Here is a 24611-nt window from a genome sequence, read left to right on the forward strand (position 1 = left end):
GGGACTCGAACATGCGGACCTTGCGTCGAAATGCGCTCTTCAAGGCCCTGGTGCTCTGCCAGTGCGCCGTACTGCCATCCATTGCGTTCGCCCAGGATGCGACGAACGAAAGCCCCCAGGCATCCAGTCCCACCGAACTGGAAGGCATCGTGGTCACCGGCCGCCGCGCCGCGGACCGCCTGGCCATCGACGACAAGCGCAACGCCGACGGCCAGGTCGACGCGATCCGCGCCGATGACGTCGGCCGCCTGCCCGACCAGAACGTCGCCGAGGCGGTGCGCCGCCTGCCCGGCGTGAGCACGCTCAACGACCAGGGCGAGGGCCGCTACCTCACCGTGCGCGGCGTCTCCCCGGAGCTGCTCAACGTCACCCTGAACGGGCAGACCGCGCCGGCGCCCGAACCCGATGGCCGCCAGGTCAAGCTCGACGACATCCCGTCCGGCCTGATCGGCGCGGTCACGGTCAACAAGACGCTGACCCCGGACATGGACGCCAACGCGATCGCCGGCCAGGTCAACATCGAGACCGTCTCCGCGTTCGACCGCAACCGCACCTTCGCCACCGCGCGCGCCGCCTACGGCCACTACGACATCAACGGCGAGAACCCCTACGAGTTCGACGGATCGTTCGGCGGCGTGTTCGGCGCCGACAGGCAGTTCGGCGCGGTATTCGCGATCAACCACTCCGACCGCAGGATCGGTTCGCAGAACATGCAGAATCCCGGCGACTGGATCGAGGTCGACGACCAGTGGGTGCCCGAAGGACTCGAGGTGCGCCAGTACAACACCCATCGCCGGCGCAGCGGCGCGGTCGCCAACTTCGACTGGAAGGCCAGCGAGAACGCCTCGCTGTTCCTGCGCTTCCTGTATTCGAAGTACCAGGACCAGGAAACCCGCGACGCCTTCGCCGTGGAGTTCGACGAGGACGGCATCGCGCCGGGCTCGGCCACCGCCGGCACCTTCGAGGACGCCGAGGCGATCCGCGCGATCCGCACCCGCGAGGAAACCACCAGCACCTTCACCGTCTCCACCGGCGGCGAGTTCCGCTTCGGCGACGACAAGCTCACCGCCGAAGCCACCTACTCGCGCGCGGACAAACGCGACCCGCACCGCGACGAATGGGGTTTCGTGGCCGGGGACATCTCCGGCAGCTACCTGCTCGGGCCGCGCGGCTACGACATCTCCTTCGACGACGACGCCGCGTTCGACCCCGCCGGGTTCGAGCCCGACTTCTACGAACCCGAATCGCGCCGCGCGGTCGAGGACCTCTACCAGGCGCGCCTGGACTACGTGATCCCGTTCGGCGGCGAGGGCTCCGAATTCCAGTTCGGCGTGAAGTACATCAAGCGCGAGAAGCGCAACGACCAGACCGGCCGGGCCTGGGAATACGACGACGGCGACATGACCATGGCCGACGTCGCGGGCGGGCACATCCCCTCGGTGTTCGGCGGCCGCTACCGCTTGGGCCCGCTGGTGAGCGGCCCCAGGGCGGACGCGTACTTCCTCGCCAACCAGGGCGAGTTCGAGGAGGACGACGAGGGCACGCTGAGCGCGTCCCTGGCCGCGGACTACTCCATCACCGAGGACATCACCGCCGCCTACGCGATGGCCCGGCTGTGGTTCGGCGACGTCACCGTGATCCCCGGCATGCGCATCGAGCACACCAAGGGCAGCTACGCCGCGCACGCCTTCGACCTGGAGGAATCCAGCCTCGACCAGCCGTTCAACGTGTTCGGATCGCGCAGCTATACCGACTTCTTCCCGGGCGTGAACGTCCGCTGGGACGCCAGCGAGCACCTGGTCGTCCGCGGCGCGGTGACCCGCGCGATCGGGCGGCCGAACTACGAGTCGCTGGCGCCGTTCGTCGAGATCGAGGGCGCCAACAGCATCGAGCCGGAAGTCACGATGGGCAACCCGGACCTGGAGCCGCTGTACTCGACCAACGCCGACCTGTCGCTGGAGTACTACGTCGGCAACCGCGGCGTGCTCTCGGCGGCGGTCTTCCACAAGAGCATCAGCAACCCGATCTACGAGGTCACCCGCACCGACCAGGACGGCGTGTTCGGCGGCATCGCGCTGACCGGCGCCGAGATCTCCACCTGGACCAACGCGCGCAAGGCGACGGTCTCGGGCCTGGAGCTCAACGCCCAGTACGAACTGAGCTTCCTGCCCTCGCCGTTCGACGGCTTCAGCGTCGGCGCGAACATGACCTTCGTCGACTCCGAGGCCGAGGGCCTGCCCGCGCGCACCGACAAGGTGCCGCTGCTGAACCAGTCCGACCGCGTGGCGTCGGCCCAGGTCAGCTACGAGAAGTACGGCTTCTCGGCGCGGCTGGCCTACACGTACCGCTCGGCGATGCTCAGCGAAGTGCACGAGGAGGACCCCGAGGGCGACATCTACTGGGACTCGCTCAGGCAGTGGGACATCAAGTTCGGCTACGAGATCACCCCGCGCTGGTCGGTGTTTCTCGAAGGCTCGAACCTCAACGACGCGGCGATGCGCGCCTATGTCGGCCGCCGCGACCGCACCATGGAACGTGAGATCTACGGCTGGTCGGCGCGCATGGGCGCGCAGTTCAAGTTCTGATCCCGACGTCCGTTCCGGCGGCGCCGCGCTCCCCCGCGGCGCCGTCTTTTTTCCAGGGAGTCCCCCCATGCCATTGCCGCCGCCGTCGCGGATCCCCGCCCTCGTCCTCGTCCCCTGGCTGCTGGCCGCCGCGTCGTGCGCCGGCCATGCCGACGAACCGGTGGCGACACCGGAAGCGGCCGAACCGAAGCTCGAACGCGTGGTCATGCTGATGCGCCACGGCGTGCGTCCGCCGACGAAGGCGCCGGTCTCGCCGAAAGGCACCCACGACCAGCCCTGGCCCGAATGGTCCACCGACTACGGCGAGCTGACCGCGCACGGCTACCGCGCCGTGGCCCTGCTCGGCCACTGGGACCGTCGCCGCTGGATCGAGGAGGGACTGCTGCCCGAGGAAGGCTGCCCCTGGTCGGCCGACATCGAAATCGCCGCGAGCGCGAAATCGCGCGCCCAGGACACGGCGCGGGCGATGGCCGAAGGCCTGTTCCCGGCGTGCAGCATCGAGATCGCGTTCCCCGCGAACGCCGAGGCGGACATCGAGTTCCACCCGCTCGACAGCGGCGCCGCGCGCATGGATCCGCAGCAGGCGATGGCGCAGGCGCGCGAGATGCTGCCGCCTGGCGGCGAAGCGGCGCTGGTCGCGGAGAACGCGCCGCTGTTCGGCCTGCTCGAGCGCGCGCTCGGCTGCTGTTCCCCGACCTTCTGCGAAGCCGGCCCGCGGCCGGCATCGAAGCAATGCGGCCTCGACGCACTGCCGGCGAAGTTCGAACAGGGCGGCGGCGGACGCCCCAAGGTGGGCGCGCTGCTGGGCACCGCCTCCACGATCAGCCAGACCTTCCTGCTCGAATACCTGGAAGGCTTCCCGATGGAGCAGGTCGCCTGGGGCCGTCTGTCGCGCGACGAGATCGGGGAACTGCTCGAATTCCACCGGATCAAGTTCAGGTTCGAAGGCCGCGCGCCCTACGTCGCCGCGCATGCGGCCTCGCCGCTGGCGGCGAGGATGCTCGCATCGCTGCGCGACGGCGCCCGGCTCACCCTGCTGACCGGGCACGACACCAACATCGCCGACCTCGGCGGCCTGCTCGACCTGCACTGGCAGGTCCCCGGCTATCCCGAGGACGATCCGCCGCCCGGCGGCGCCCTGGGCTTCGCGCTGTTCCAGGCGCCCGACGGCGAACGCCTCGTGCGCGCCTTCTACCGCTCGCAGACGATGGACCAGGTGCGCGAACTGCAGCCGCTGGGCGACGACAACCCGCCCTACTTCGAGTACCTGCCGATCCCCGGCTGCGACGCGCCCTGCCGGCTGCCCGATTTCGAGGCGCTGGTGGAATCGAAACTCGTCGCCCCCGGCGCCTGAGCGGCGCCGGCACCGCGCCGGAATTCCCTTGCTGCCGACCGGCAGCCGTTCCCGGCGCAGCGGACACCCGGCAAACCGTCATCCCGAGCGTCGCGAGGGATCCGCTTGTGGACGGCACTGAATGCGCACAAGCAGATCCCTCGCGACGCTCGGGACGACAGCCTTGGTTTTGCGGGACGACAGCCTTCGTCTTGTCCGCTCCCCGTACGGGAACCTCGAAAAACCCGCTTCTTCCCGTCATTCCCGCGAACGCGGGAACCCAGCGTCTTTGATCTTCAATGAATTGGAGACGCTGACCCCCTCCTTCGCCGGGATCACTGAGGTTTTTCGAGGCCCCCGTACGGGGCGGGCATCGATCCGCGCGACCCGGGCGCAGCCGCCTAGGGCCTCACCACCTCGCCGCGCTTCGCCGACAGCGTCGCCGCCTCCGCCAGCGCCAGCGCGGCGACGCCGTCGGCGTAGCCGACCAGGGGCGCCGCGCCATCGAGGATGTCGGCGAAGTGGTCCATCTCGCGCCGGTAGGCCTCGGCATAGCGGTCGAGGAAGAAGTTCTGCAGCCGGTCGCCGGCCGCCCCGCCCTCGTTGAACACCTGCACCGTGCTTTCGAGCACGTTGTCCGCGCGCACCATGCCGCGCGAGGCGTAGGCCTCGATGCGCTGGTCGTAGCCGTAGCCGCTGCGGCGGGTGTTGGCGATCACGCACAGCCGCCCCGATGCCGTCCTGAGCACCGTGCGCGCGGTGTCGACGTCGCCCAGCCGGCCGATCTCCGGGTCGACCAGGCAGCTGCCCGCCGCCCAGACCGCTTCGATCTCCTCGCCCAGCAGCCAGCGCGCCATGTCGAAATCGTGGATCGCCATGTCCTTGAACAGGCCGCCGGAGACGGCGACGTAGGACGGCGGCGGCGGCGCCGGATCGTTCGAGGTGATCTGCAGCGATTCGATCGTGCCGACGGAGCCGTCGTCGAGCCGCGCCTTCAGCGCCTGGAAGTTGGGGTCGAAGCGGCGGTTGAAGGCCAGCAGCAGGCGCGCGTCGCGCAGTGCGCCGGCGGCGCCGCGCGCGCGCTGCAGGTCCTGGTCGATGGGTTTCTCGCAGAACACCGCCTTGCCGGCGCCGGCCGCGCGGATGCTGTAGTCCAGGTGGGTGTCGGTGGAACTGGCGACGATGACGCCGGCGATCGCCGGGTCGGCCAGCACCTGGTCGAGCGAGCCCACCGGCGCGCTCCATTCGTCCGCGAGCGCGGCCGCCGACGCTTCCACCGGATCGACGATGGCGGCGAGCCGCAGCCGCGGGTGCAGCGCCGCGTTGCGGGCGTGGATGCGGCCGATGCGGCCGGCTCCGATCAGTGCGACCTTGTGCATCAGCGGTTCTCCTGCAGGCGGATGGGACGGCCTTCGCGCATCGAGCGCTGGCAGGCCTCGGCCAGGGCCAGCGCGGCGATGCCGTCGGCATAGCCGGTTGCCGGCTGCGCGCGCCCGTGCGCGACCTCGGCGAAGTGCGCGATCTGCGCGCGATAGGAGTCGGCGTAGCGCTCCGGGAACGCGTACGCGATCGGCGCCGCGGTCGCGCCGGCCTCGTCGAAGGCCTGCACGGTATCGCGCGACACGTTGCCCGCGGCGGCCATGCCCGCCGCGCCGAAGGCCTCGATGCGCTGGTCGTAGCCGTAGCCGCTGCGGCGGGTGTTGGAGATCACGCACAGCCTGCCCGACGCGGTCCTGAGCACCGTGCGCGCGGTGTCGACGTCGCCCAGCCGGCCGATCTCCGGGTCGACCAGGCAGCTCGCGGTCGCGAACACCTCGACCGGCTCCTCGCCCAGCAGCCAGCGCGCCATGTCGAGGTCGTGGATGGTGAAGTCCTTGAACAGCCCGCCGCTGGTGGGGATGAAGTGCGGCGCGGGCGCGGCCGGATCGTGGTTGACGATGTGCAGGCTTTCCAGCGCCCCGATCGCGCCCGCGTCGAGCCGGCGCTTGAGCGCGAGGAAGTGCGGGTCGTGGCGGCGGTTGAAGCCGAGCAGGAAGCGCGCGCCCTCGAAGCGCGGCTGCGCGGCCAGGACCTTGCCCAGGTCGAGGTCGATCGGCTTCTCGCAGAACACCGCCTTGCCGGCCTCCACCGCCTGCAGCGCGTTGTCCAGGTGCTGGTCGGTCGAACTGCACACCAGCACGCCGCCCACGTCGGGATCGGCCAGCGCCTGCGCCAGCGTCGCGACCTCCGCGCCGGTCGCGTCCGCCATCGCCCGCGCGGCCCCGGGCCGGGGATCGACCACGTAGCGCAGGCGCAGGCCCGGCGTGCGCGCGGCGTTGGGTCCATGCACCTGGCCCATGCGGCCGGCCCCGATCAGCACCACGTCGATCCGCGTCACGCGCCCTTCCCCTTCGCCCGATACGATTAGAATATTATTTCCATAATAAAAAGCAATAGAATTTCCAGAAATCTGGTCGCGTTCCATTTTTTGCAGGACACTGCCGCAGTCCAGGGACGAACCGACAACCGAGGCACGCCATGTCCGAACCGACCACCCCGCCGGCCAGCGCCGAGGAACTGCGTGCCGCGATCCTCGCCCGCTACGACGGCCTGAGCAAACGCCTCAAGCAGATCGCGCGCTACGTCCTCGACGAGCCCAACGCGGTGGCGCTGGAGACCCTGGCGGTGCTGTCCGGGCGCTGCGGCGTGCAGCCGTCGGCGATCGTGCGCTTCGCCAAGTCCTTCGGCTTCGACGGCGCCACGCAGATGCAGCGGGTGCTGCGCGACGGCCTGCTGTCGGCCAACGCCTCGCTCGGCTACGGCGAGCGCATCCGCGAGTTCAGCAAGGCCGTCGACGGCAAGGGCGTCAGCGACCCGGCGCAGGTGCTGGCGGAGTTCGTCGAAGGCAACGTGCTGGCCCTCAAGCACCTGGGCGACGCGATCGACAAGAAGCAGCTGACCGAGGCGGTGAAGCTGATCGCCCAGGCCAGCACCGTGTTCGTCGCCGGCTTCCGGCGCTCGTTCCCGGTGGCCGCGTACCTGGCCTATTCGCTGCACCAGGTGGACAAGAAGACGGTGTTCATCGACAGCGTCGGCGGCATGACCCGGCAGCAGATCCACGGCATCACCCGCGACGACCTGCTGCTGGTGGTGAGCTACCAGCCCTACGCCGAGGAGGCGGTGCACCTGATCGACGCGGCGGTCGACAACCAGTGCAAGGTGCTGTCGATCAGCGACAGCCCGGTCAGCCCGGTCGCCAAGCCGGCCACGCTGGTGCTGCAGGTCAAGGAGGCGGAGATCCGCAAGTTCCGCTCGCTCTCCACCTCGATGTGCCTGGCGCAGGCGCTGGTGATCTCCTACGCGTTCTCCTCCGCCACCGCGACCCGCAACGCCTCCGCGCTGGGCGCGAAGCGGCGGCCGGCCAGGAAATAGCGGGAACTGTCATTTCGACCGCAGGGAGAAATCTCCTGTCCGGCGCAGGGGAACGAGATTTCTCCCTGCGGTCGAAATGACAGGGGATGGGTCCTGGCGCGACCGGTTGGGTTCCGGCACGACGGCGACGGGTTCCGGCGAAGACCGGAGCCGCCGGCGCGGCGGCGTCCCCGGAGGCCGCGCGGGAGGCCGCCCGGGACTGAAATGAAACAAATCTTGCTCATTCCATAAAAATAGAATAGATTTTACAAACCCGGGCCGTACCACCCGGCGGGAGGAGCGTCGGCGATGGCGAAGGCGGATGGTCTGGATCTGATCGCGGTCGGGCGTTCCTGCGTCGACCTGTATGGCGAACAGACCGGCGGCCGGCTGGAGGACATGCTGTCCTTCGCCAAGTACATCGGCGGCAGCCCCACCAACACCGCGGTCGGCGCGTCGCGGCTCGGCCTCGACGCCGGCCTGCTGACCCGCGTCGGCGAGGATCATTTCGGGCGCTTCATCCGCGAACAGCTGGCCCGCGAGGGCGTCGACACCCGCGGGGTGGTCGCCGACCCCGCGCGCCTGACCGCGCTGGCGTTCCTCGGCATCCGCGACCCCGACACCTTCCCGCTGGTCTTCTACCGCGAGAACTGCGCGGACATGGCGCTGGAGGCCGGCGACATCGACCCGGCCTTCGTCGCGTCCGCCCGCGCGGTGCTGATCAACGGCACCCACCTGTCGCAGCCGGGCGTGTTCGCCGCGTCCATGGAAGCCTGCCGGCTCGCGCGCGCGGCGGGCGGCAAGGTGGTGTTCGACATCGACTACCGCCCGGTGCTCTGGGGCCTGGCCGGGAAGGACGCGGGCGAGAACCGCTTCGTCGCCGACGCGGCCGTGACCGCGCGGCTGCAGCAAGTGCTGCCGTTGTGCGACCTGATCGTCGGCACCGAGGAGGAAGTGCACATCCTCGGCGGCAGCACCGACACCATCGACGCGCTGCGCGCGATCCGCGAGCGGACCCCCGCCCTGCTGGTGTGCAAGCGCGGCGCGCAGGGTTGCTCGGCGTTCGCGGACGCGATCCCCGACAGCCTCGACCAGGGCGTCGTCGGCCGCGGCTTCGCGGTGGAGGTGTTCAACGTGCTCGGCGCCGGCGACGCGTTCATGGCCGGGTTCCTGCGCGGCTGGCTGCGCGGGGCGCCGCTGGCCGAATGCTGCGAATGGGCCAACGCCTGCGGCGCCATCGTCGTCTCGCGCCACGGCTGCTCGCCCGCGATGCCGACCTGGGAAGAGCTGCAGGCGTTCCTGCGCGACGAGGCGCGCCCGTTCCGGCTGCGCGAGGACGCCGCGCTGGAACATCTGCACTGGGCCACCACGCGCGCGACCGGATATCCGTCGCTGACCGTGCTGGCGATGGACCACCGCAGCCAGTTCGAGGCACTGTGCGAACGCACCGGCGCGGCGCCGGAGCGGATCGCCGGGTTCAAGTCGCTGGCGCTGCGCGCGGTGGACAGGGTGGCGGCGGGCGACCCGGGCTTCGGCGTGCTGCTCGACGGCCGCTTCGGCATGCGCGCGCTCGAGGCCGCCGCCGCGTATCCGTACTGGATCGGGCGCCCGATCGAACTGCCGGGCTCGCGCCCGCTCGAGTTCGAGTCGTCCGCCGACGTCGCGACCGAACTGGCGACCTGGCCGGCGAACCACGTGGTCAAGTGCCTGGCGCTCTACCATCCCGACGACCCGCAGGAGCTGCGCGAACGCCAGGAGCGCCAGCTGCTGCGCCTGCAGGACGCCGCGCGCAAGACCCGCCACGAGCTGCTGGTCGAGATCATCGCCTCGCGCGGCGGCGAAGTCGCCGAGGATACCGCCGCGCGCGCGATCGAGCGGCTCTACGCACTCGGCATCCGTCCCGACTGGTGGAAACTCGAGCCCGACGACCGCGCCGGCGCCTGGCGCGGCATCGAGGACGCCATCGTCCGCAACGATCCGCACTGCCGCGGCGTGGTGCTGCTCGGCCTGTCCGCGCCGCAGGACGAGCTGATCGCCTCGTTCGCCGCCGCGGCGCAGGCGCCGATCGTCAAGGGCTTCGCCGTCGGGCGCACGATCTTCGCCGACGCGGCGGAGCAATGGTTCGCCGGCACCATCGACGACGAGGCCGCCATCGACGACCTCGCGCGCCGCTTCGCCATCCTCGTCGAGGCCTGGCGTGATGCGAAGCAGCGGGCGCAAACGCAGGCGATCCGCGAGACTGCCTGACATGGACACGCATCCCGGCCACACCCTCCGACTGACCGCCGCACAGGCCACCGTGCTCTGGCTGGCGGCCCAGCACGTCGTCGTCGACGGCGAACAGGCACCCTACTTCGCCGGCGTCTGGGCGATCTTCGGGCACGGCAACGTCGCCGCCATCGGCGAGGCGCTCCACGCCGCCGGCGACGCGCTGCCGACCTTCCGCGCGCACAACGAACAGGGCATGGCGCACGCCGCCATCGCCTACGCCAAGCAGATGCGGCGGCGCCGCGCGATGGCCTGCACCACGTCCATCGGGCCCGGCGCGACCAACATGCTGACCGCGGCCGCGCTGGCGCACGTCAACCGGCTGCCGGTCCTGCTGCTGCCGGGCGACGTCTACGCCAGCCGCCGCCCCGACCCGGTGCTGCAGCAGGTCGAGGATTTCGGCGACGGCACGGTCTCGGCGAACGACTGCTTCCGCCCGGTGTCGCGCTGGTTCGACCGCATCACCCGGCCCGAACAGATCCTCGACTCGCTGCCCAGGGCGCTGGCGACCATGCTCGACCCGGCCAGCTGCGGTCCGGTGACGCTGGCGTTCTGCCAGGACGTGCAGGCCGAGGCGTTCGACTACCCGGCGGATTTCTTCTCGCGCCGGCTCTGGCACCCGCGCAGGCAGGGCGCGGACCCGCGCGAACTCGATGCGCTCGCCGATGCCCTGCGCCACGCCGAACGCCCGCTGCTGGTCGCCGGCGGCGGCGTGCTCTACAGCGGCGCGGAGGATGCGCTCGCCGCGTTCGCCGCGCGCACCGGGCTGGCGGTGGCCGAAACCCAGGCCGGCAAGGGCGCATTGCCGTGGAACCATCCCAACGCCCTCGGTTCGATCGGTGTCACCGGCTCCAGCGCCGCCAACGTCGCGGCGAACGCGGCGGACGTCGTCGTCGGCATCGGCACGCGGCTGCAGGACTTCACCAGCGGCTCGCGCAGCCTGTTCCCGGACTGCCGCCTGTTCCAGGTGAACGTGCAGGCGTTCGACGCGCACAAGCACGGCGCGGCGCCGGTGGTCGGCGACGCGCGCGCGACGCTCGAGGCGCTGGACGCCGCGCTCGCGGACTGGCGCGCGCCGGAGCCGGCGATCGACCGCGACGCCGTCGCCGCCTGGCACGCGGCCGTCGATCACGCCACCCGCGGCGACGACGCCACCACCCTGCCCAGCGACGCGCAGGTCATCGGCGCGGTGCAGGCCTCGTTCGACGACGACGCCATCGTGGTCTGCGCCGCGGGCGGCCTGCCGGGCGAGCTGCACAAGCTGTGGCGCACCGCGCGCAGCGACGGCTACCACCTCGAGTACGGCTACTCGTGCATGGGCTACGAGATCGCCGGCGGACTCGGCGTCAAGCTGGCCGCGCCGGGGCGCGAGGTGGTGGTGATGGTCGGCGACGGCAGCTACCTGATGATGAACTCCGAGCTCGCCGGCTCGGTGATGCTCGGCCTGAAGCTGGTCGTGGTGCTGCTCGACAACCGCGGCTTCGGCTGCATCAACCGCCTGCAGCAGGCGACCGGCAGCCCGGGCTTCAACAACCTGCTGGCCGACGCGCGCCACCAGGCGCTGCCCGACATCGACTTCGCCGCGCACGCGCGCAGCCTCGGCGCGCATGCCGAGAAGGTCGCGAACCTGGGCGAGCTGCGCGAGGCGCTGGCGCGCGCGCGAGGCGCCGACCGCAGCACCGTGGTCGTCATCGACACCGATCCGCTGAAGACCACCGAAGCCGGGGGCTGGTGGTGGGACGTCGCCGTCCCGGAAGTCTCCGACCGTCCCGAAGTGAACGCCGCGCGCCGCGACTACGAGCAGCGCGTGCGCATGAAGAGAGACCTGTCATGACGATACGATTCGGCGTCAGCCCGATCGCCTGGGCCAACGACGACATGCCCGAGCTCGGCGGCGACACGCCGCTGGAAAGCATCCTCGCCGACATCCGCGACGTCGGCTTCGAAGGCGTCGAGCTCGGCGGCAAGTTCCCGCGCGACGCGGCCGCGCTCAAGCCCCTGCTCGACGGCTACGGCCTCGACCTGATCGGCGGCTGGTACAGCGGCTCGCTGCTGGCGCAGGACGCCGACGCCGAGATCGCCGCGCTGCAGCCGCATCTTCGACTGCTCAAGGCGATGGGCAGCACCGTGTTCGTGTTCGCCGAGACCAGCAACGCCGTGCACGGCGACCGCGGCGTGCCGCTGACCGGCACGCCGCTGCTCGCCGCCGGCGACTGGGCGCGCTTCGGCGAACGCATGACGCAGGTGGCCGACTACATCCGGTCGCAGGGCCTGAAGTTCGCCTACCACCACCACCTCGGCACCGTGGTCGAACGCGCGGCCGACATGGACGCCTTCATCCGCCATACCGGGCCGTCGGTCGGTTTCACCCTCGACACCGGCCACGCCGCGCTCGGCGGCGTCGACTACCTCGAGGTGATCCGCGAGCATCCTGCGCGCATCGCGCACGTGCACTGCAAGGATTTCCGTGACGAGGCCTGGCGCAGGCTGCGCGACGGCGGCGCCAGCTTCCTCGACGGCGTGCTCGGCGGCATGTTCACCGTGCCCGGCGACGGCGGCATCGACTACGGCGCGGTGATGCGCGCCCTGGTCGACATCGGCTACGGCGGCTGGATCGTGATCGAGGCCGAGCAGGATCCCGCGATCGCGCCGCCGAAGCCGTACGCGGAGCTCGGCCTGCGCACGCTGCAGCGCGAAGCCGCAGCCGCGGGACTGGCGTGATGTCGCGGCTGCGCATCCGTCCGCGGACGCCGGCCGCCGACGGCACCGTGCTGTCGGTGACGCCGGAGAGCGCGGGCTGGTCGCACGTCGGCTTCAAGGTCGTGAAACTCGCCGATGGCCAGCGCCACGACGGCGGCGACGCCGGCCGCGAAGCCTGCCTCGTGCTGGTGTCCGGCAGCGCGGACATCCTCGCCGGCGGCGAGCGCTTCGACGACGTCGGCGGCCGCGTGTCGCCGTTCGAGGATCGCGCGCCGGGCGCGGCGTACGTGCCCGCCGGCGTGCAATGGTCGGTGCTCGCCCGCGGCGACGTGGAACTCGCGGTCTGCACCGCGCCGGGTACCGGACAGGGTGCGCCGCGCCTGATCGCCGAGGCCGACATGTCGCGCGAGGTCCGCGGCAGCGGCACCAACACCCGCCACGTACGCAACATCCTTCCGGAAACGCAGCCTGCCGACGCTTTGCTGGTGGTGGAAGTGGTGACGCCCGCCGGCCACTGGTCCAGCTACCCGCCGCACAAGCACGACGCCGCGATGCCGGGCGAGGAAACCGTGCTCGAGGAGACCTATTACCACCGCGTCTCGCCGCCGCAGGGTTTCGCCTTCCAGCGCGTCTACAGCGCCGACCGCTCGCTCGACGAGGCGATCGCGGTCGAGGACGGCGACGTGGTGCTGGTGCCGCGCGGCTACCACCCGGTCGGCGCCGCGCACGGCTACGACCTCTACTACCTCAACGTCATGGCCGGGCCCGAGCGGCGCTGGCTGTTCCGCAACGATCCCGACCACGCCTGGATCGTCGCACCGCCCCCATCACCGGAAGCCTGAACATGCGCAGCATCGGACACTTCATCGACGGACGGATCGTCGCCGGCGCCTCGGGGCGCCACGGCGACGTGTACGACCCCAACACCGGCCGCGTGCAGGCGCAGGTCGCGCTCGCCGCGGCGGAAGAACTCGGCCGCGCCGTCGCCAGCGCCGCGGCCGCGCAGCCCGCCTGGGCGAAGGTCAACCCGCAGCGCCGCGCGCGAGTGATGTTCGAGTTCAAGCGCCTGCTCGAAGCGCATATGGACGAACTGGCGCACCTGCTCTCGTCCGAGCACGGCAAGGTGCTGTCGGACGCGCGCGGCGACATCCAGCGCGGGCTGGAGGTGATCGAGTTCTCCTGCGGCATCCCGCACCTGCTCAAGGGCGAGTACACCCAGGACGCCGGCCCCGGCATCGACGTCTACTCGATGCGCCAGCCGCTGGGCGTGGTCGCCGGCATCACCCCGTTCAACTTCCCGGCGATGATCCCGATGTGGATGTTCGGCCCTGCCATCGCCAGCGGCAACGCCTTCATCCTCAAGCCCTCCGAGCGCGATCCGTCCGTGCCGCTGCGGCTGGCCGAACTGCTGGTCGAGGCCGGCCTGCCGCCGGGCGTGCTCAACGTCGTGCAGGGCGACAAGGACGTGGTCGAGGCGATCCTGCGCCACCCGGACATCCGCGCCGTCAGCTTCGTCGGCTCGTCGGACATCGCCCAGCACGTCTACGCGCAGGGGGCGGCGCACGGCAAGCGGGTGCAGTGCATGGGCGGCGCCAAGAACCACGGCATCGTGCTGCCCGACGCCGACCTCGACCGCGCCGTCGCCGACATCCTCGGCGCGGCCTACGGCTCGGCCGGCGAGCGCTGCATGGCGCTGCCGGTGGTGGTGCCGGTGGGCGAAGCGACCGCGCAAGCGCTGCGCGAAAAGCTGCTGGCCGCCGTCGCCGGCCTGCGCGTGGGCGTCTCGACCGATCCCGGCGCCCAGTACGGCCCGGTGGTCACCGCCGCGCACAAGGCGCGGATCGAGCGCTACATCCAGCTCGGCGTCGACGAGGGCGCGGAGCTGGTGCTCGACGGGCGCGGCTACTCGCTGCCCGGGCACGAGGACGGCTTCTTCCTCGGGCCGACGCTGTTCGACCGCGTCACCCCGCAAATGGAGACCTGGCGCGAGGAGATCTTCGGCCCGGTGCTGCAGATCGTGCGCGCGGACAGCTTCGAGGAGGCGCTGTCGCTGCCGACGAGCCACCAGTACGGCAACGGCGTGGCGATCTTCACCCGCAACGGCGACGCCGCGCGCGAGTTCGCCGACCGCGTCGAGGTCGGGATGGTCGGCATCAACGTGCCGATCCCGGTGCCGGTGGCCTACCACAGCTTCGGCGGCTGGAAGCGCTCGGGCTTCGCCGACCTCAACCAGTACGGCATGGACGGCGTGCGCTTCTACACCCGCACCAAGGTGGTGACCCAGCGCTGGCCGCAGGGCGGCGCGTCCGTCGACGCCGCGTTCGTGATCCCGACGATGCAGTAGCGCGTCGCGGCTCCGTCGCGGCTCCGATCCAGAACGAGGCCGGCACCACGAGGCCGGCCCGAATCCCCGGGGAGGGAACGCTCCATGGCTGCAGGCCCGTTGAAATTCTTCGCGACCGGCGAGGACAAGCCCGAGATCGGCGACCGCGGCACGGTCGACCGGCTGTTCCGCCGCCACCGCTTCCGGGTGATGGTGGCGATCACGCTCGGCTACGGCCTGATCTACACCTGCCGCCTCGCGCTGGGCGTGGTCAAGAAGCCGCTGATCGACCAGGGCGTGTTCACGCCGGTCGAGCTGGGCATGATCGGCTCGGCGCTGTTCTACACCTACGCGATCGGCAAGCTAACCAACGGCTTCCTCGCCGACCACGCCAACATGAAGCGCTTCCTCGCCTTCGCCTTCCTGGCCACGGCGCTGTGCAACCTGGCGATGGGCTTCACCACCGCGCTGTGGGCGGCCGTGCTGCTGTGGGGACTCAACGGCTGGGTGCAGAGCTTCGGCGCGCCCGGCGGCGTGGTGGCGATGACGGCGTGGTTCTCCAACCGCGAGCGCGGACGCACCTACGGCATCTGGAGCACCGCGCACTCGATCGGCGAAGGGCTCACCTTCCTCGTGGTCGGCAGCGCGGTGGCCTGGCTCGGCTGGCGCTGGGGCTACTGGGGACCCGGGCTGATCGGCATCGCCACCGCGATCGGCTGCTACCTGTGGCTGCAGGACCGGCCGCGCACGCTGGGCCTGCCGTCGGTCGCCGACTGGAAGGGCGACCACTACGACGAGAAGCCCAGGCCCGGCATCAAGTCGGTGCTGGGCCTGCAGCTGTCGATCCTCAGGATCCCCGCGATCTGGGTGCTGTGCCTGTCCGCGGCGACGATCTACGTGACCCGCTACGCGATCAACTCCTGGGGCATCCTGTACCTGCAGGAGGCGCGCGGGCTGTCGCTGCCGATGGCGGGGACGGTGCTGATGATCGGCACGCTCGCCGGCATCGCCGGCGCGGTCGCGTTCGGCTTCATCTCCGACCTGGTGTTCAAGGCGCGGCGGCCGCCGACCAACCTGCTGTTCGCGGTCCTGGAGATCGGCGGCCTGCTGCTGTTCTTCTACGGCCCGAACACGCTGCCGGTGCTGATCGCGGGCATGCTGCTGTTCGGCCTCGGCCTGACCGGGCTGGTGACCTCGCTCGGCGGACTGTTCGCCGTCGACATCGCGCCCAAGCGCGTCGCGGGCGCGGCGATGGGGGTGATCGGCATCTTCAGCTACATCGGCGCCGGCATCCAGGAGCACATCTCCGGCAAGCTGATCCAGGAAGGCATGACCCTCGTCGGCGGCGACCGCGTCTACGACTTCGGGCCGGTGATCTGGTTCTGGATCGGCGCATCGGTGCTGTCGATGCTGCTCGCCGCGAGCCTGTGGCGCACGAAACTGAGGGACTGATGCCGTGATCGACGCTTCCGACGAACTCAAGGCGATGGTGGACGCCGCGCAGGCCGCGGGCCGGGGCCTGCTGCGCCGCTACGGGCAGCTCTCCGAACTCACCGTGCAGACCAAGGCCGGCCCCACCGACCTCGTCTCGATCGCCGACCAGGAGGCCGAAGGCACGGTGCGCGCGCTGCTGGCGCGGGCGCGCCCATCCTATGCCTTCCTCGGCGAGGAAGGCGGCGCCGCCGGCGGCGGCGACGCCACGCAGAGCTGGATCGTCGATCCGCTGGACGGCACCACCAACTTCCTGTTCGGCTGTCCGCTGTGGGGCGTCAACGTCGCGCTGGCGCGCGAAGGCGAGATCGTCGCCGGCGTCACCTACGTCCCGGTGATGGACGAACTGTTCGTCGCCGAGCAGGGCAAGGGCGCGTGGCTCAACGGCCAGCGCATCCGCGTCTCGGAGCGCGCGTCGCTGATCCGCAGCGTGCTGGCCTGCGGCATCCCCTTCGCCGACAAGCCCGACCACCCGGTGTTCGCGCGCGAGATGGCGCTGCTCACCGCCGAGGTTGCCGGCATCCGCCGCACCGGCGCCTGCGCGCTGGACATGGCCTGGGTCGCGGCGGGACGCTGGGACGCCTACTGGGAGCGCGCGCTCAACGCCTGGGACATGGCGCCTGGCGTGATCCTGGTGGAAGAGGCCGGCGGCATCGCGACCTCGGTGACCGGCGCCGCGCTCGACGTCGCCGCCGGCAACGTCTGCGTCAGCAACGGCGCGATCCATACCGCGCTGATCGACCGGCTCAACGCCGCACTGTACCCGGAGGAACCCGCCACATGATGCTGCCCCGCCGCGGATTCCTCGCCGCCGCCGGCCTGGCCGGGCTGTTCGCGGCGCTGCCCAGGGCGTTCGCGGCGGCGCTCGGCTACCCGCGCGCGCTGCAGGGACCGATGCTCGGCGCGCCGGGACCGCACCACCTCTCGGTCTGGGTGCGCGCCAGCGGCGCCTTCGAGGTCGAACTGGAAGTCGCCACCGACCGCGAGTTCCGGCACGTCGTGCAGACGGCCTCGGCCGTCGCCTCGCCGGAGGAGGACTGCTGCCTGGTCCTGCGCGCCGAAGGCCTGCAGCCGGACACCGGCTACTGGTATCGGCTGAAGTACGACGGCGAGGGCGACCGCTTCCAGTTCCTGCCCCACCGCGCGCGCACCGCGCCGGCGGGCGACGCCGCGTTCCGGGTCGCCTTCGGCTCCTGCTGCCGCATCCAGTACGACCCGCAGCAGCGCATCTGGAACACCGTGCGCGCGCTGGAGCCGGACATGTTCCTCTGGCTCGGCGACAACATCTACGCCGACAGCGACCAGCCCGCCGCGCTCACCGACCTGTACGGCCGCGGGCGCGTCGTGCCGGCCCTGGAACCGCTGCTGCGCTCGGTGCCGCAGCTCGCCACCTGGGACGACCACGACTTCGGCTACAACGATTCCGACGGGCGCAGTCCGTTCAAGTCCGCATCGCTGCGCGTCTTCAGGCGCTTCTGGGCCAACCCGTCCTACGGCGAGCGCGACAACCCCGGTGTGTACTTCAGGCAGCACTACGGCGGCGTCGACTTCTTCGTCCTCGACGGCCGCTACCACCGCGACCCGACCGACAAGCCCGACGACGCGCGCAAGACCATGCTCGGCGCGAAGCAAAAGGCCTGGCTCAAGCGCGGACTCAAGGCCAGCACGGCGCCGTTCAAGGTGCTCGCGATCGGCGGCGGCTGGTCTTCGGCCGAGAACGAGAAGGGCGGCGACTCCTGGGCGGTGTACATGACCGAGCGCAACGAGCTGTTCGACTTCATCCGCGACGAGGGCATCGGCGGCGTGGTCTGCATCTCCGGCGACTCGCACATGGGCGAGCTCAACTGCATCCCGTGGTCGCAGCGCGGCGGCTACGACATCTACGACTTCTGTTCCTCGCCGCTGGCGCAGATGCCGGCCGCCAAGCACACGCGGCAGGTGCCGGAAGTCCGCGTGCGCGACGTGTGGACGCGCACGGTCAACGTCGGGCTGATGCGGTTCGACCTGACCGGCGACGTGCCGACGCTGACCTATACCCTGCACGACGATCTCGGCGAGGCGGTCTGGGAGCCGCTGGTGCTGACGCCCGACGACCTGAAGAACGGCGCGCGCACCTGGGACGCCAAGTCCGATCCCGGGGAACTGCGCCGCCTGGAGCGCTTCAGGCGCGGCGGCGGCTACTACGGCTTCGATCCGCCGGAAGGCTGGCCGGATGCGCCGCACTACCGCGAATAGCCGCGACCCGCGGCGCAGGCATGCACGCGCTCCCGTCATCCCCGCGAAGGCGGGGATCCAGCGTCTTTCGGCCGCCACACGGCGTCGCATCGATTTATGGCCGGTGCAAAGACAAAGACGCTGGGTCCCCGCCTTCGCGGGGATGACGGCTTTTTTGCGTCGCGGCGGGAGAGGCGACTGCGGTGCGGGCCGGACGACGGCAGCCCCGGCGACGGGGACCCGGCCATCCCCGCCATCCTCGCGCGCGGCCCGCCGGCAGGCCCCGCACGTCCGCTGTCAGCCACCTGTCAGACAACCGCGCGCACCATGCCGCCATGAACAAGACCACCGCTTCGGGCCTCGTCCTCCTTCCGCTCCTGGTCGCCGGTTTCGCGACGGGCCTGGCCACCCTGCCCGCGCACGCGGGCAAGGACGACCAGGTCGAGGCGCGCGAACTGCTCAGGCGCGGCGAGATCCTGCCGCTCGGCAACATCCTGCAGATCGTGCAGGCGCGCGTACCCGGCGATATCATCGAAGTCGAACTCGACCGCAGCGACAAGCACGGCTGGGAGTACGAAGTGAAGGTGCTCGCCGGCAACGGCCGCGTGCTCGAGGTGGACGTGAACGCCCGCACCGGCGAGATCCGCAAGATCGAGGATGACTGATGCGCTGCCTCATCGTCGAGGACGATCCTGACATCCGGGCCGACCTTCGACGCGCGCTGGACGCCGCGGGGATCGCGAGCGACGAAGCTGGCGACGGCAAGCAGGCCTGGTTCCTCGGCGATACCGAGGACTACGACGCCGTGGTGCTCGACCTCGGCCTGCCCGGTCTGGACGGACTGTCCGTGCTGCGCCGCTGGCGTTCGGCCGGCCGTGCCTTCCCCGTGATCGTACTGTCGGCGCGCGGCGACTGGACCGAGAAGGTCGAGGGCATCGAGGCCGGCGCCGACGACTACATGGGCAAGCCGTTCCAGGTGGGCGAGCTCGTCGCGCGCGTGCGCGGACTGATGCGCCGCGGCGCCGGCCGCGTCAGCAACGTCGCCGCCGTCGGCAGGCTGCGCCTGGACACCATGCGCATGAGCGCGACCTTCGACGGCGCGCCCGCGCACCTCTCGCCGTTGGAGTTCCGGTTGCTCGACCACCTCGCGCACTCGCCCGACCGCGTGGTGTCCGCCGGCGAACTCGCCGAGCACCTCTACGGCGCCGCGGAAGCCGGCGACACCAACGCGATCGAGGCCATCGTCGCGCGGCTGCGACGCAAGTTCGGTGCCGACATCATCGTCACCCGGCGCGGATTCGGCTACCTGCCGGGCGCGCCGCCTTGATCACGCGCTCGCTGCACTGGCGCCTGCTGGCCGGCGCCGCGGCCGCGATCCTGCTGGCACTGTGCGTGGCGTGGCTGTTCATGACGCTGCTGTTCGAACGGCACCTGGAACGCCGGCTGGAGGACGAGCTGACCCGCGACGGGCTGCGCCTGATCGCGGCGCTGTCGCTGGCGCCGGACGGCACGCCGGCGATCGACCCGGTGCCGATGGATCCGCGGCTGCAGACGCCGGCCGGCGGCTACTACTGGCAGGTCTCGACCGGAACCGGCGCCGCGCGCTCGCGCTCGCTCTGGGACGCCGACCTTCCGCTGTCCACCGATGCGCCCAGCGACGACTGGACCCTGCGCCACGCCGCGGGTCCCTACGGCGAGTCGATCTCGCTGGTGGAACGACAGGTGGCGCCGGATGCGGGTGGCCCGAGGGTGCTGGTCCAGCTGGCGCAGGACCGCGCGCCGCTGGCCGCCGCGCGCGACGAGTTCGGGCGCGAGCTGGCGCTGTTCCTGGGCGCGCTGTGGCTGGTGCTGTCGGCGGCGGCGTGGCTGCAGGTGCGGCTCGGCCTGCGTCCGCTGCGGCGCATCCGCGGCGACCTCGGCAGCCTGCGCGCGAGCGCGACGGCGCGCCTGCCCGAAGCGCACCTGCGCGAGATCCAGCCGCTGACCGAGGCGATCAATTCGCTCGCCGACGCGCGCGAGCGCGACCTCGAACTCGCGCGTCATCGCGCCGCCGACCTCGCCCACGGGCTGAAGACGCCGCTGTCTGCGATCGCCGCGCAGAGCCGTCGCGCCCGCGAGGACGGCGCCGGGCAGGCCGCGGACGGACTCGATCGCGCGGTCGCCGCGATCCGTCGCACCATCGACGCCGAACTCGCGCGCGTGCGCGCGGCGACCATCCGCGGCGCGCGCGGCGGCGACACCGACGTGCGCACGGTCGTCGAACGCCTGGTCACCGTGATCGAGCACACCGACCGCGGCGGGCAGGTCGCGTTCACCGTCGACGTTCCCGCCGGCCTGCGCCTGGCGGTGCAGCCCGGGGACCTGTCGGAGATCCTCGGCGCGGTGCTGGAGAACGCCGCCAGGCACGCGCGCCGGCAGGTCCTCATCAGCGGGCGCGCCGGGCCGCAGTGGACGGTGGTCGCGATCGGGGACGACGGCCCGGGGTTCGCGCCCGACCGCATCGACGAGATGCTCGCGCGCGGCGGACGACTGGACGAATCGGCCGGCACCGGCCTGGGCCTGTCGATCGCGCGCGAACTGGTCGAGGCCACGGGCGGACGGCTGACGCTGGCGGCGTCGCCGCTGGGCGGCGCATCGGTACGCTTCGAGTGGGGCGCGGGCTGAGCCGGAATGCGTCGCGAAGGCAGGCATCCGCGGCGAGACCGGGCACTTGGAAGAATGTCATTTCCAGCGTAGCGAGAAATCTTTGTCCTTGACCTCCGGGGATTCCTCACTGCGTTCGGAACGACAAGGCGAACTTGTTCGGAGGATTTGTTTCGCTGGACGCGGTTGAGGCGTCTTCCGATTCTCCATCCGGGTGCGTGGGCAGGCATGAAGCCATCGGGCATTTGCGCCAAGTGCCCACTAAGGAACCTCTGAACAAGTGTCATTTCGAGCGTAGCGAGAAATCCATGCTCTTGATTCTCCGAGAGTCCTCACTGCGTTTGGAATGACAGCCGGAGTTGTTCAGAGGTTGCCTAACGGACACCCGCCGGGACTTCGCGCCGCCCGCCATCGCGCGCCGGCGCCTGGAACCGCCGCAGCGCCTCGACAATCAGCGCCCTCGCCTCCGCCGCGTCGCCGAAACCGTCGAGCACTACCGGGTTGCGCCCCGCCGGCAGCTCCTTGTAGACGCGGAAGAACGCCTCGATGCGGTCGAGTTCGGTCCGCGGCAGGTCCGACAGGTCGCGGATGCCGGCATAGGTCGGATCCACCTTGTCGGTCGGCACGCCGATGATCTTCTGGTCGTGCTCGCCGTCGTCGACCATGCGCAGCACGCCGACCGGGCGGAAGCGGATCAGCGTCCCCGGATGCAGCGGCGCGCGGGTCAGCACCAGCGCGTCCAGAGGATCGTTGTCGCCCGCCAGCGTGCGCGGCATCGAGCCGTAGTTCGCCGGATACGCTACCGGCATCGACTGGAAGCGGTCCACGTAGAGCAGCCCGTCGTCCTCGCCGATCTCGTACTTGGTGAAGCTGCCGGCGGGGATCTCCACCGCCAGCAGCACTTCCGCCGGCGCCGAGGCCGGCTGCTCCGCGTGAAACGGGTGGCGGATCGATTCGCCGGCCCACGCCGGCTGCACGAGGCAAGCGCCCACCAGCAGCGACCAGCACGACAGTGCACGCATGCCCATGCCCTACTCCCAGCAGCGGTCGGCGCGACCGCCCAACGTCTGCGAACGCCCGCACAGGCGCTCCCCGATCCGCCCTTCGAGCCGTTCCTCCAGGCGCTTCCCGGCGTCGCCCCCATCCACCAGCGCGAACGCGTCGTACAGCCGGCCGGTGACCGTGCGCGCCTCGTAGCTCAGCCGGTTGCCGTCCAGGCGCAGCACCTGGAACAGCTGCGTGTCCTCGCCGACCGGCGACATGCTCCGCCTGGCGTCGCCGGACAGGCGATACTGCTTGGGGCCCGCGACCGACACCGTGTACACCGGCGGCACGCCCTGCTCGCTACTGCGGCGGCCGTAGACGTGGTCGTGCCCCTGCAACACCAGGTCGACCGCGTGCTTCTCGAGCACCGGCTGCAGGTATTCGCGCAGCTCGCGGTTGTCGCGGTTGGCGCGGGGCGAATAGAAGGGTTGGTGGATCAGCACGATGCTCCAGCGGTGCGGATTGCCGGCCAGCACGTCCTCCAGCCACGCGGCCTGCGCCGGCCCGGCATCGAGATCGAGCGCCGAGGTACCGTCGATCACCGCGAAACGCACGCCCTGGTAGTCGAACCAGTAGGTGGTCTGCTCCACGCCGGCGGCGCCGTTGCCCGGCAGTGCGAAATGCGCCTTCCATTGCTCGCCGAGCACGCGGCGTTCCTGCGGCGTGTCCTCGAACTCCTCGAAGAACTCGTGGTTGCCCGGCGCCGGGGCGAACGCCATCGTCGGCGACAGCGCGGAGGTCGCGTCGAACCACTCGCCCCATTCGTCGTCGTCGACCGCCTCGCTGACCAGGTCGCCGGCGAACAGCACCAGGTCCGCGGCCGGCGCGTGGCGCACCGCCTCGTGCATCACCCGCGTGACCAGGCTGGCGTTCTTGTTCTGGGTGTCGCCGATGTAGAGGAACTCGAACGGCGTCCCGGCCGGCGCGGCGGTGCGCAGCTGCCGCCACGGGCTCCAGGTGCGGTCGCCCTGCACGCGCCAGGCGTACAGCGTGCCCGGCTGCAGCCCGTCCACCACGGCATGGTGATGGTGCGCGACGCCGTTGCCGGCGGCCAGCGCGCGCGTTTGCGCCCGCACCTGCCGCGGCGGCGCGTCGCCGTCCCACTGGTCGGGCGATTCCTTGGCGACGGCGATTTCCAGCATCGGCGCGTCGACCGCGGCGGCCGTCCGCCAGCTCACCGAGAAACCGGTCGCCGCGTCCTGCAGCGGGACCGCGACGATGCGGTCGGGGAATCCGCTCGGCGCGTAGCGGACCACGCCCTCCGGCACCAGGGTGTTGGGCTCGACGTACCGCCCCGGATGCGGCGCCTCCGCCATCGCCGCGGACCACGGCGACAGCAGCAATGCGGCCGCGACGGCCAGCGGAACCGGGCGCGCCATCTCAGCGCACCCCGCAGTTCGGCAGCGACAGCGCGCCGGCGATGTCGCGCCAGTCGAACGCCACCATGCCCTGGTCGTCGTGCACGGCGTACAGCACGCCCTGCGGGAAGCGCTCCGACGCCGAGGCGTGCAGCCAGATGCCGTCGGTATTGGCGACCGCCTTGCCCGCCACCGCGCCGACATGGTCGAGCGTGCCGCGGTCGAACAGGTGGAACACGGTGCGCCCCTTGCCCTGTTCGGTGGTGATCCACCAGCCGGTGCCGTCGTCGCAGGCCTTGAGCATGATGCCCTCGGACTGCGCCTGGAACACGTCGCCGCCGATGGTACGGCCGGCGAAGTTCCCGGCCAGGTCGTAGACCTTCAGTTCGTTGGCGTAGGTCTCGTCTTCCTCCGCGATCAGCAGCCGGTCGTGGGCGGGATCGCCCCAGATCGACTCGACCACGCGCAGGGCGCCCCGCTCGCTCGAATCGCCGAACGACGACACCAGCGTGGCACGGTAGCCCGCATCCGCGGGCGTCATGGCGTAGCGCCGGACGCGCCTGTCGAGTTCGGCCAGCGGCGGCAGGATATCCTCGCCCTGCGCATCCTCCCCGGCCATGTAGGCGTCGGTCACGTAGACCTCGTAGCCTTCGCCGACGCGGTTCACCCACAGTCCGTAAGGCTTGACCAGGTCGTCCGCGGCGAAGGTCAGCACGTGCCCGAAGTCCGGCAGGCGAAGCACCTGCACGCGATGGTTGTCGCGCTCGACCACGAACAGCAGGTCGTCGGCCACGGCGATGCCGTTGGGACGATCGAAGCGGCCTTCGCCCGTGCCGGGGCCGCCGACGGTCCGCAGCGTCTCGCCGGTCGTGCCGTCGTAGACCACCAGCCGGTCGGTCGCCTTGGCGGTGGCGACCACCCAGGTCGCGCCGTCGGGCGACGTCCACGACGCCGGCGAATCGATGTTGTCGTCCGGCGTCATCGCGGTGAGGAACGCCTCGGCGATGACCGGCACCTCGCGCGCCTGCGCGGACGATGCCGGCTCGACGGCCGGCGCTGCTTCGGGCTTGTTCCCGCAGCCGGCCAGCGCGATGGCGAGCAGCGACAGCGGGCACGCAAGCGTGCGTGCGAACCTGGAATTCATGAGGTCTCTCCCGTGGATTGGCCCGGCGCACCGCCGGGATGGACGGGACACTAGCGCCCCCGCTCTGACAGTTCGCTGACAGGAAACGCGGGCGGGCATCGACGCGCAGGCAGGAAGC

Annotated in this window: 19 protein-coding genes; 14 read left to right on the forward strand and 5 right to left on the reverse strand. The window is 71.1% G+C overall.

All coding sequences use genetic code 11. The annotated features are described in order from the left end of the window. Window positions 1-11 precede the first annotated feature (11 nt). A complete protein-coding gene (locus FQY83_RS13975; protein ID WP_146388593.1) occupies window positions 12-2585 on the forward strand; it encodes a TonB-dependent receptor in 2574 nt (857 codons plus the stop codon). A gap of 67 nt (window positions 2586-2652) precedes the next feature. Next, window positions 2653-3939, forward strand: coding sequence for a histidine-type phosphatase (locus FQY83_RS13980; RefSeq protein ID WP_158636517.1), 1287 nt, complete (start codon window positions 2653-2655; stop codon window positions 3937-3939). A 380-nt stretch (window positions 3940-4319) separates the two neighbouring features. On the opposite strand, the gene iolG (FQY83_RS13985) is transcribed toward FQY83_RS13980, so the two are convergent. Together iolG (FQY83_RS13985) and iolG (FQY83_RS13990) are read right to left on the reverse strand one after the other, a co-directional pair. Then, entirely contained in the window at window positions 4320-5297 is a 978-nt protein-coding gene (iolG, locus tag FQY83_RS13985) for an inositol 2-dehydrogenase (RefSeq protein WP_146388595.1), read from the reverse strand. After that, complete coding sequence (gene iolG / locus FQY83_RS13990) at window positions 5297-6295, reverse strand: inositol 2-dehydrogenase (protein ID WP_202878203.1); 999 nt, start codon at window positions 6293-6295, stop codon at window positions 5297-5299. The genes iolG (FQY83_RS13985) and iolG (FQY83_RS13990) overlap by 1 nt, the downstream gene beginning before the upstream one ends. Window positions 6296-6435: 140 nt before the next feature. Here iolG (FQY83_RS13990) and FQY83_RS13995 point away from each other — a divergent pair, with 140 nt between their 5' ends. From FQY83_RS13995 to FQY83_RS14050, 12 genes are all read left to right on the forward strand, one after another. After that, a complete protein-coding gene (locus FQY83_RS13995) occupies window positions 6436-7329 on the forward strand; it encodes a MurR/RpiR family transcriptional regulator (protein WP_146388597.1) in 894 nt (297 codons plus the stop codon). 288 nt (window positions 7330-7617) lie between these two features. After that, complete coding sequence (locus FQY83_RS14000; RefSeq protein WP_146388598.1) at window positions 7618-9555, forward strand: bifunctional 5-dehydro-2-deoxygluconokinase/5-dehydro-2-deoxyphosphogluconate aldolase; 1938 nt, start codon at window positions 7618-7620, stop codon at window positions 9553-9555. A 1-nt stretch (window position 9556) separates the two neighbouring features. Continuing rightward, window positions 9557-11410, forward strand: a complete 1854-nt coding sequence (gene iolD / locus FQY83_RS14005; protein WP_146388599.1) for a 3D-(3,5/4)-trihydroxycyclohexane-1,2-dione acylhydrolase (decyclizing) — start codon at window positions 9557-9559, stop codon at window positions 11408-11410. Beyond that, the gene (iolE, locus tag FQY83_RS14010; protein ID WP_146388600.1) at window positions 11407-12297 is read left to right on the forward strand and encodes a myo-inosose-2 dehydratase; all 891 of its coding nucleotides are present in this window, start codon (window positions 11407-11409) and stop codon (window positions 12295-12297) included. Before iolD ends, iolE begins: the two co-directional genes overlap by 4 nt. Next, the gene (gene iolB, locus FQY83_RS14015; protein ID WP_146388601.1) at window positions 12297-13118 is read left to right on the forward strand and encodes a 5-deoxy-glucuronate isomerase; all 822 of its coding nucleotides are present in this window, start codon (window positions 12297-12299) and stop codon (window positions 13116-13118) included. Before iolE ends, iolB begins: the two co-directional genes overlap by 1 nt. Before the next feature lie 2 nt (window positions 13119-13120). Continuing rightward, window positions 13121-14620, forward strand: coding sequence for a CoA-acylating methylmalonate-semialdehyde dehydrogenase (locus tag FQY83_RS14020; protein WP_146388602.1), 1500 nt, complete (start codon window positions 13121-13123; stop codon window positions 14618-14620). Between the two features lie 84 nt (window positions 14621-14704). Next, window positions 14705-16051, forward strand: coding sequence for an MFS transporter (locus FQY83_RS14025; protein ID WP_146388603.1), 1347 nt, complete (start codon window positions 14705-14707; stop codon window positions 16049-16051). A 4-nt stretch (window positions 16052-16055) separates the two neighbouring features. Then, window positions 16056-16874, forward strand: a complete 819-nt coding sequence (locus FQY83_RS14030; RefSeq protein ID WP_202878204.1) for an inositol monophosphatase family protein — start codon at window positions 16056-16058, stop codon at window positions 16872-16874. Next, the gene (locus FQY83_RS14035; protein WP_146388604.1) at window positions 16871-18325 is read left to right on the forward strand and encodes an alkaline phosphatase D family protein; all 1455 of its coding nucleotides are present in this window, start codon (window positions 16871-16873) and stop codon (window positions 18323-18325) included. The genes FQY83_RS14030 and FQY83_RS14035 overlap by 4 nt, the downstream gene beginning before the upstream one ends. Window positions 18326-18639: 314 nt before the next feature. Continuing rightward, on the forward strand, window positions 18640-18969 hold the full coding sequence (locus FQY83_RS14040) for a PepSY domain-containing protein (protein WP_146388605.1): 330 nt from the start codon (window positions 18640-18642) through the stop codon (window positions 18967-18969). Further along, window positions 18969-19631, forward strand: a complete 663-nt coding sequence (locus FQY83_RS14045) for a response regulator transcription factor (protein WP_146388606.1) — start codon at window positions 18969-18971, stop codon at window positions 19629-19631. Before FQY83_RS14040 ends, FQY83_RS14045 begins: the two co-directional genes overlap by 1 nt. Continuing rightward, window positions 19628-20968 carry a sensor histidine kinase gene (locus FQY83_RS14050; RefSeq protein WP_238333507.1) on the forward strand — a complete coding sequence of 447 codons (1341 nt, stop codon included), beginning with the start codon at window positions 19628-19630 and terminating at the stop codon, window positions 20966-20968. The genes FQY83_RS14045 and FQY83_RS14050 overlap by 4 nt, the downstream gene beginning before the upstream one ends. Window positions 20969-21321: 353 nt before the next feature. On the opposite strand, the gene FQY83_RS14055 is transcribed toward FQY83_RS14050, so the two are convergent. The 3 genes from FQY83_RS14055 to FQY83_RS14065 are packed head-to-tail and all read right to left on the reverse strand — an operon-like array spanning window position 21322 to window position 24493. After that, window positions 21322-21975, reverse strand: coding sequence for an inorganic diphosphatase (locus FQY83_RS14055; RefSeq protein WP_146388607.1), 654 nt, complete (start codon window positions 21973-21975; stop codon window positions 21322-21324). Between the two features lie 3 nt (window positions 21976-21978). Next, window positions 21979-23370: a purple acid phosphatase family protein gene (locus FQY83_RS14060; RefSeq protein WP_146388608.1), complete on the reverse strand. Its 1392-nt coding sequence runs from the start codon at window positions 23368-23370 to the stop codon at window positions 21979-21981. A 1-nt stretch (window position 23371) separates the two neighbouring features. Continuing rightward, a complete protein-coding gene (locus tag FQY83_RS14065) occupies window positions 23372-24493 on the reverse strand; it encodes a phytase (protein ID WP_146388609.1) in 1122 nt (373 codons plus the stop codon). Window positions 24494-24611: the final 118 nt, after the last annotated feature.

The sequence above is a fragment of the Luteimonas marina genome, assembly GCF_007859325.1.
GTDB lineage: Bacteria > Pseudomonadota > Gammaproteobacteria > Xanthomonadales > Xanthomonadaceae > Luteimonas > Luteimonas marina.

Coding starts and splice junctions, on each gene's coding strand:
- FQY83_RS14065 (WP_146388609.1), bottom strand. CDS start 24,493: ATGAATTCCAGGTTCGCACGCACGCTTGCGTGCCCGCTGTCGCTGCTC.
- FQY83_RS13975 (WP_146388593.1), top strand. CDS start 12: ATGCGGACCTTGCGTCGAAATGCGCTCTTCAAGGCCCTGGTGCTCTGC.
- FQY83_RS14020 (WP_146388602.1), top strand. CDS start 13,121: ATGCGCAGCATCGGACACTTCATCGACGGACGGATCGTCGCCGGCGCC.
- FQY83_RS13995 (WP_146388597.1), top strand. CDS start 6,436: ATGTCCGAACCGACCACCCCGCCGGCCAGCGCCGAGGAACTGCGTGCC.
- FQY83_RS14045 (WP_146388606.1), top strand. CDS start 18,969: ATGCGCTGCCTCATCGTCGAGGACGATCCTGACATCCGGGCCGACCTT.
- iolD (WP_146388599.1), top strand. CDS start 9,557: ATGGACACGCATCCCGGCCACACCCTCCGACTGACCGCCGCACAGGCC.
- FQY83_RS14000 (WP_146388598.1), top strand. CDS start 7,618: ATGGCGAAGGCGGATGGTCTGGATCTGATCGCGGTCGGGCGTTCCTGC.
- FQY83_RS14060 (WP_146388608.1), bottom strand. CDS start 23,370: ATGGCGCGCCCGGTTCCGCTGGCCGTCGCGGCCGCATTGCTGCTGTCG.
- FQY83_RS14040 (WP_146388605.1), top strand. CDS start 18,640: ATGAACAAGACCACCGCTTCGGGCCTCGTCCTCCTTCCGCTCCTGGTC.
- FQY83_RS14055 (WP_146388607.1), bottom strand. CDS start 21,975: ATGGGCATGCGTGCACTGTCGTGCTGGTCGCTGCTGGTGGGCGCTTGC.
- FQY83_RS14025 (WP_146388603.1), top strand. CDS start 14,705: ATGGCTGCAGGCCCGTTGAAATTCTTCGCGACCGGCGAGGACAAGCCC.
- FQY83_RS14035 (WP_146388604.1), top strand. CDS start 16,871: ATGATGCTGCCCCGCCGCGGATTCCTCGCCGCCGCCGGCCTGGCCGGG.
- iolG (WP_146388595.1), bottom strand. CDS start 5,297: ATGCACAAGGTCGCACTGATCGGAGCCGGCCGCATCGGCCGCATCCAC.
- FQY83_RS13980 (WP_158636517.1), top strand. CDS start 2,653: ATGCCATTGCCGCCGCCGTCGCGGATCCCCGCCCTCGTCCTCGTCCCC.
- iolB (WP_146388601.1), top strand. CDS start 12,297: ATGTCGCGGCTGCGCATCCGTCCGCGGACGCCGGCCGCCGACGGCACC.
- iolE (WP_146388600.1), top strand. CDS start 11,407: ATGACGATACGATTCGGCGTCAGCCCGATCGCCTGGGCCAACGACGAC.